This is a genomic window from Pseudomonas sp. BF-RE-21 (assembly GCF_019947305.1).
In the GTDB taxonomy this organism is placed as follows: Bacteria; Pseudomonadota; Gammaproteobacteria; order Pseudomonadales; family Pseudomonadaceae; genus Aquipseudomonas; species Aquipseudomonas migulae.
The window spans coordinates 131,016-137,371 of the sequence record NZ_JAGYGF010000010.1 but is presented as its reverse complement, the minus strand read 5'-3'; the positions used below and the strand labels follow the sequence as shown (position 1 = coordinate 137,371).

Annotated in this window: 8 protein-coding genes; 5 read left to right on the top strand and 3 right to left on the bottom strand. The window is 59.0% G+C overall.

All coding sequences use genetic code 11. From position 1 onward, the window contains the following. Positions 1-131: 131 nt before the first annotated feature. Positions 132-1,178 carry an MBL fold metallo-hydrolase gene (locus tag KGB25_RS10410; protein WP_223434899.1) on the bottom strand — a complete coding sequence of 349 codons (1,047 nt, stop codon included), beginning with the start codon at positions 1,176-1,178 and terminating at the stop codon, positions 132-134. A gap of 213 nt (positions 1,179-1,391) precedes the next feature. Here KGB25_RS10410 and KGB25_RS10405 point away from each other — a divergent pair, with 213 nt between their 5' ends. Further along, positions 1,392-2,000, top strand: coding sequence for a TetR/AcrR family transcriptional regulator (locus KGB25_RS10405; RefSeq protein WP_223434898.1), 609 nt, complete (start codon positions 1,392-1,394; stop codon positions 1,998-2,000). Between the two features lie 18 nt (positions 2,001-2,018). On the opposite strand, the gene KGB25_RS10400 is transcribed toward KGB25_RS10405, so the two are convergent. Further along, positions 2,019-2,960: a LysR family transcriptional regulator gene (locus KGB25_RS10400; protein ID WP_223434897.1), complete on the bottom strand. Its 942-nt coding sequence runs from the start codon at positions 2,958-2,960 to the stop codon at positions 2,019-2,021. A 15-nt stretch (positions 2,961-2,975) separates the two neighbouring features. On the opposite strand from KGB25_RS10400, the gene KGB25_RS10395 reads away from it, so the two are divergent. After that, positions 2,976-3,683, top strand: a complete 708-nt coding sequence (locus KGB25_RS10395) for a CTP synthase (protein ID WP_223434896.1) — start codon at positions 2,976-2,978, stop codon at positions 3,681-3,683. After that, entirely contained in the window at positions 3,680-4,003 is a 324-nt protein-coding gene (locus tag KGB25_RS10390) for an antibiotic biosynthesis monooxygenase family protein (RefSeq protein ID WP_223434895.1), read from the top strand. The genes KGB25_RS10395 and KGB25_RS10390 overlap by 4 nt, the downstream gene beginning before the upstream one ends. A gap of 125 nt (positions 4,004-4,128) precedes the next feature. Here the strand turns inward: KGB25_RS10390 and KGB25_RS10385 are convergent, their stop codons facing one another. Next, the gene (locus tag KGB25_RS10385; protein ID WP_223434894.1) at positions 4,129-4,455 is read right to left on the bottom strand and encodes a DUF2025 family protein; all 327 of its coding nucleotides are present in this window, start codon (positions 4,453-4,455) and stop codon (positions 4,129-4,131) included. A 221-nt stretch (positions 4,456-4,676) separates the two neighbouring features. On the opposite strand from KGB25_RS10385, the gene KGB25_RS10380 reads away from it, so the two are divergent. Both KGB25_RS10380 and KGB25_RS10375 read left to right on the top strand, forming a co-directional pair. Next, entirely contained in the window at positions 4,677-5,804 is a 1,128-nt protein-coding gene (locus KGB25_RS10380) for a glycerophosphodiester phosphodiesterase (protein WP_008032545.1), read from the top strand. Between the two features lie 185 nt (positions 5,805-5,989). Further along, positions 5,990-6,298, top strand: coding sequence for a PepSY domain-containing protein (locus tag KGB25_RS10375; protein WP_207285429.1), 309 nt, complete (start codon positions 5,990-5,992; stop codon positions 6,296-6,298). Positions 6,299-6,356 lie beyond the last annotated feature (58 nt).

Genomic DNA, 6,356 nt, shown 5'->3' with positions numbered 1-6,356 from the left:
TCTCGTGGGCTCGGAGATGTGTATAGGGGAGAGGGGCTGAGTCGAATTCGGTGGGGCGGGCGGATTTTGCGATGGTTGAGTGAGGTGTCGGCACGAGCCGCTTGCATCACAAGCGGCCGGGCCTCAATACGTCATGCGTTCTGGATTTCCACCTGATCGCTGACGTTTTCCATCCCCAACCACCAAGCACTCCCCCGCTGCGGGTACATCACGTTAAACGCCTCACCCATCTGCGGCGTGGTAATCGAAACACTGCGTTCCCAGGCCAATGCCAGTATCCGGTCAAACGGTTCGAACCAGGCGTGCATCGACAGATCGAAGGTGCCGTTGTGAATCGGCAGTAACCAGCGGCCTTTCAGGTCGATGTGCGCTTGCAGGGTTTCTTCGGGTTGCATGTGCACATGCGGCCACTCGACGTTGTAAGCGCCGGTTTCCATCAGTGTCAGGTCGAACGGGCCGAACTGTTCGCCGATGCGTTTGAAGCCGTCGAAGTAGCCGCTGTCGCCGCTGAAGAAGATTCGTGTGTCGGCGTCGATCATCACCCAGGAGGCCCACAGCGTGCTGTTGCCATCGAACAGCCCACGGCCGGAAAAGTGTTGCGACGGGGTGGCGACGAATTGGATGCCGTCGACTTCGGTGCCTTGCCACCAATCGAGCTGGCGCACTTTGCTGGCGTCGATGCCCCACTTGATCAGGGTGTCGCCGACGCCCAGCGGCGTGAGGAAGTATTTGGCTTTGTCCGCCAGTTTGAGCACGGCCTGATAATCAAGGTGGTCGTAGTGATCGTGGGACAGGATTACCGCTTCAATCGGCGGTAGTTCTTCGAGGCTGATCGGTGGTTGGTGAAAGCGTTTCGGGCCGGCCCATTGCACCGGTGAAGCGCGTTCGGCGAAGACCGGGTCGGTGATCCAGAATTTGTCCCGCAGTTTCAGCAATACCGTGGAATGACCGAGGCGATAGACGCTGTGGTTGGGCGCGGCGATCAACGCGTCGTGGGTCAGGCGCTGCACCGGAACGGCCGCCGTCGGGCGGGTGTTACGGGGTTTGTGGAAGATCATGTTCCACATGATGCGCACCATTTTGCGCAAGCCTTCTCGTTGCACGGGCGCATGGTTGCGGAAGTGCCCTTCGGCCTGACGGGACGCTTCAGGTGCAGAAACGTTAGTGGAATTGGCCATGACTGAATGACTCCAGGAAACCGCACGATGTGCAGTTTCTACGGTGGGACGATAAATGGCCAAGGCACGCACGCATCAGCCGAACACTCTATTTTTGGCTGCGCAGGATTAACGAAACATTACACTGCACAGTGTAGTTTCTAGGTTGCATCAAAGCTGATCACAAGTAAACTGCCAAGTGTAATTCTTATTTTCTTCTGCCGAAGCGTACTTATGACAGCTCCACAGCGCCTGACCGACCGAAAACGCGAAGCGATCATTCAAGCGGCGATTGCCGAATTCCGGGCCAACGGTTTCGACATCACCAGCATGGACAAGATCGCCGCCACCGCTGGCGTGTCGAAGCGCACGGTGTACAACCACTTCCCCAGCAAGGAAGAGTTGTTCGCCGAAATCCTCAATCAATTATGGGCCAGGGTGACGGCCGAACAAGAAACGGCCTACCGCCCTGACTTGCCGCTGCGCGAGCAGATGCGCCGCATGCTGATGGCGAAATTGCAGATGCTGGGCGATGACAATTTTCTCGACCTGGCGCGGGTCGCCATCGCAGCCACCATTCATTCCCCCGAGCGCGCGCAGAACATGGTCGAGAGAATGGGCAAGCGCGAAGAAGGCCTGACCGTGTGGATTCGCGCCGCTCAGGCCGATGGGCGATTGAAGCCGGTCGACCCGGAGTTTGCCGCTCAACAGGTTCAGGGGATGCTCAAATCCTTTGCATTCTGGCCGCAGATTTCCATGGGACTGCCCGGCCTGTCGCCTGAGATGCAGACCACCGTCGTGGACTCTGCGCTGGACATGTTCCTCGCCTGCTACCAGCTCTGAATCAAGCGCCTACAAGCATTACAGCAATTTCAACGCCCGCCCCAACTCATCGAACAACGTCACCACCGAACGCAAGGCGCGACAGTCCGGGCGGGTCAGCAACCACAGCGCGGTGTCGTAACCGTGCAACGGCTCACTCAACGGTTGCAGCCCGTCATCGATCAGAAAGTCTGGCAATGCCGCGACACCGAGCCCGGCCCGCACCAGCTCAGTCACCGACAACATGCTGTTGCAACGATAACCCGGTGTGACGCCGGGCAATTGCTGACGACGCCACGCGACGGTGGGGTGATCGGGGAGGAAGTCGTCCGGGGCGATCCATGTCAGCGCGGCCAAGTCTTCGGCATCGACCGATTTCAGATACGCCGTGCTCGCACAGACGCGATACGACACCTGCGCCAGACATCGGCCCACCAAGTGTTCCGGCGGATTCCGGGTCAGGCGCAAGGCGATGTCCGCGTCCCGCCGGCTGAGATTGGCGAAGTCGTTGGACGTGCTCAACTCGATCGTCAGCGCCGGATAGCCGGGCATGAACTGCGCCAGCGCCGGCAGCAACAAACCTTGTAAAACCGAATCGGTGCAGGTCAGGCGCACGGTGCCGCTGATGACTTCACCGCCCTGCTCCACGCCGATGCGCGCAGCCTCCAGCGCTTGCTCGGCGCGCTCAGCCTGTTCGGCCAAGGTCTGCGCAAGACTGGTGGGCAAGTAGCCGGCGCGACTTTTTTCGAACAGTTGCTGGCCCAGCGCGGCTTCCAGTCGGCGCACGGCGCGGAACACGGTCGAAACGTCGACCTTCAACAGCGCCGAGGCCCGGGCCAGCGAGCCGCCGCGCACGAGGGCGAGGATCAGGGACAGGTCGGGGTAGTCCAGTCGATAGTGCGCTGCTGCATTGATCACTTGGGATAACGCCAATGTTGAGTGCGTGAGCGCCAATCTATAGTGGGCTCCAGGAATCAACAAGCGTCGAGAGCCCTCATGGAAAACAGCGCCATCCGCATCGCCCTGATCGGCGATTACGACCCGCAAGTCACCGCCCACCAGGCGATTCCCGTTGCCCTCGGCATGGCTGCCGAACACGCCGGACTGGATGTGAAATTCCAGTGGCTGGCCACCGACGACATCAACGACGACTCGTCGCTGCAAGACTTCGACGGCTTTTGGTGCGTGCCCGCCAGCCCTTACCGCAATGAAGACGGTGCGCTGCGAGCGATTCGCTTTGCCCGCGAACAACAGCGACCTTTCCTCGGTACGTGTGGCGGTTTTCAGCACGCGGTACTCGAATACGCCCGCAACGTTCTGGGGTGGAGAGATGCCGAGCACGGCGAGACATCTCCCGATGCCACGCGAGCGTTGCTAACGCCGCTGACTTGCTCGCTAGTGGAAGCCATCGACAGCATTCATCTGGTTGAAGGTTCGTTGATCGCCAAGGCGTACGAAAACACGGAGATTCGTGAAGGCTATCGCTGCCGTTATGGTGTGAATCCGCAGTTTGAGCGGGATTTGCTAAGCCAGGAATTATCCGCTGTGGGACACGATTCGACGGGGGATTTGCGAGCGGTGGAATTACGCGGGCATCCGTTTTTTGTCGCCACGCTGTTTCAACCTGAACGTGCCGCGCTCAAAGGAATTCTGCCGCCGCTGGTGAGTGCATTGATCGACGCGTGTGTGAGGCAGAAATCATGATTGCCCAGACACCGGAACCGCCCTACTACGCGGTGATTTTTACTTCGCTGCGCACCGACGGCGATCAGGGTTACGCCGAGGCTGCCGAGCGCATGGTTGAACTGGCGCGTGAGCAGCCGGGGTTTCTCGGTGTAGAGTCGGCGCGGGGTGAGGATGGGCTCGGGATTACGGTTTCCTATTGGGCCAGTGAGGCGGCGATTGTGGCGTGGAAACATCATCCCGAGCACAGCGCGATTCGTGAGCGTGGGCGCTCGACCTGGTATGCGGCGTGCAGTACGCGGGTGTGCAGGGTTGAGCGGGCCTATGAGTTCATGCAGTAACAGTTGCGGTGTCCTTTAAGCCGCCTTCGCGAGCAAGCCCGCTCCCACAGTGGTTTTGTGTACGACACATATCCCTGTAGGAGCTGGCTTGCCAGCGATGAGGCCATAACAATCACCGCAAACCATCACCCTTGCACCAAACTCCGCACCGCCGAAATCTCCGGCACTTCCCGCCGATTCATGTACACCCGCAACGGCTCGGTAATGTTGATCCGGTCATCGATGTTCTGGTCCAGCAACAACTGAATCAACTCGCGCTTCAGCGTCATGACCTGCTCCGGCCCCGACGCCCAGACGAATTCACTCACAGGAATGATGCCGTCATCCGCCACGTCCATGCCGAAGGAGTCTTCGCTGAAACGCACGATGTATTGGCCGGTTTTGCGATTGAGACCGACGAAGCCTTTGAGTTGGTCGGCGGCCTGGCAGATGAGTTCGGAAGTGATGCGCATATAAACCTCACACAAGTGATCGATGGTTTACACGCAGGGCAAGATGAAGGGCGTTCCCTCTGCCGGGGAAGCTGCCGGGGCCAAGAGTACTGCAAAGAACCGCACAAATGTGCTGAAAAAATCCGCTTTAAACACGTTTATGTCGGTCTCGCGATAGCGCAAGCGACGCTCAGTTGTTAAAAGAGACGTCTTTGAAAACACTCTGCGAAAGGATCTCGACCATGCCTGTAACTTTCACCAAGAGCGCCCTGCTGCTGAGCGTGCTGCTCGGCCTCGGCCAGGCGCAGGCCGCCAGCGAGCCAAGCCCTACTTCACTGGCCACCCATGCAGGCATTCCGCACCCGGCGGTGATCGCCCACCGTGGCGCGTCCTTCGATGCACCGGAATCCACCGCCGCCGCCTACAAACTGGCGCGCGACCTGGGTGCAGACTACCTGGAACTCGACCTGCAACGCAGCAAGGACGGCGTGCTGTTTGCCCTGCACGACAACAACCTGCAACGCACCACCGACGTCGCCAGCAAATTCCCTGAGCGCAAGGACAGCCCGGCCAACGCGTTCACCATCGCCGAGCTGAAAACCCTCGACGCCGGCAGCTGGTTCAACACGGCTTATCCGGATCGTGCGCGCCCGTCTTTTGCCGGTCTGAAAATCCTGACCCTCGACGAAATCATCGACATCGCCCAAGGCAATCCGCTGCACAAGCCCGGCCTGTACATCGAAACCAAGGAGCCGAAGCAATTCCCCGGCCTCGAGCGCGACCTCAAGGATAAATTGCAGGATCGCGGATGGCTGAGCCCGGCCGGTTCGAAACTGGCGAAAAGCGAACTCGCCGTCGGCCAGGGCAAAGGTAAGGTGGTGCTGCAAACCTTCGAGAAGAGCAGCCTCGAACTGCTGGAAAAGGAAATGCCGCAAGTGCCGAAGATCCTGCTGTTGTGGGTCGGCGAAGGCAGCATCGAGCCCAAGTCCAAGGTGACGTTCGCCGAGTCCGGCGACAAGGACAAAGCCACGTACTACGCCAAACAGGAACCGAAGGACAAAGCCGAATTCCAGCAATGGGTCGAGTACGCCAAGGCTCAAGGCGCGATCGGCACCGGCCCTTCTGCCGCGCTGACCAAGGGTGGCGATCAGAGCTACTCGGACCTGGTCAAACCATGGATGAACCAGTACACCCACGATCAGGGTTTGCTGGTGCACGTTTACACCATCGATGATGCGGTGGATTACCAGAAAGTCATGGACGCCGGGGTTGATGGCATCTTCACCAACCGCGCCAGCGAGTTGTTGAAGTTCTACAAACGCCCGGCGGCGGGTACGGTTGCGCAGTTGTTGCAGAACAACGGGTATTGATCCAGAACCGAGGTGACGCCATCGCCGGCAAGCCGGCTCCTACAAGTTTGAGTCGTTCATAAAAGTTGTGAACGACACGGACCTGTAGGAGCCGGCTTGCCGGCGATGCTCCTGGAATTAAGGGTGAATTAAGTTGCCCCAGTTAATCTGGCCCCACTTAAACAGCTCACCAAGGAAAGAACCTCATGAAGACTTTGACTGCCCTGTTCACCGCTGCCGCTCTGACCCTCACCGCTGGCCTGGCGCAGGCGGCTGATGTTCCTGTCGATCAGATCCCTCAGTTGGTCAAAGATGGCAAGATCAAGCCGCTGGAAGAGCTGAACCAGATCGTTCTGAAGTTGCACCCGGGCGCCACGATCACTGACAGCGACCTCGACAAACACTCCAACATCTACGAGTACGAAGTTGAACTGCGTGATGCCAAAAACATTGAGTGGGACGTGGACTTGAACGCCGCCACCGGCGAAGTCCTGAAGAACAAGCAAGACGACTGATGCCCGCACAACAAAGCCGCACGATTTTCGGATCGTGCGGCTTTTTTGTGTTTTCGAA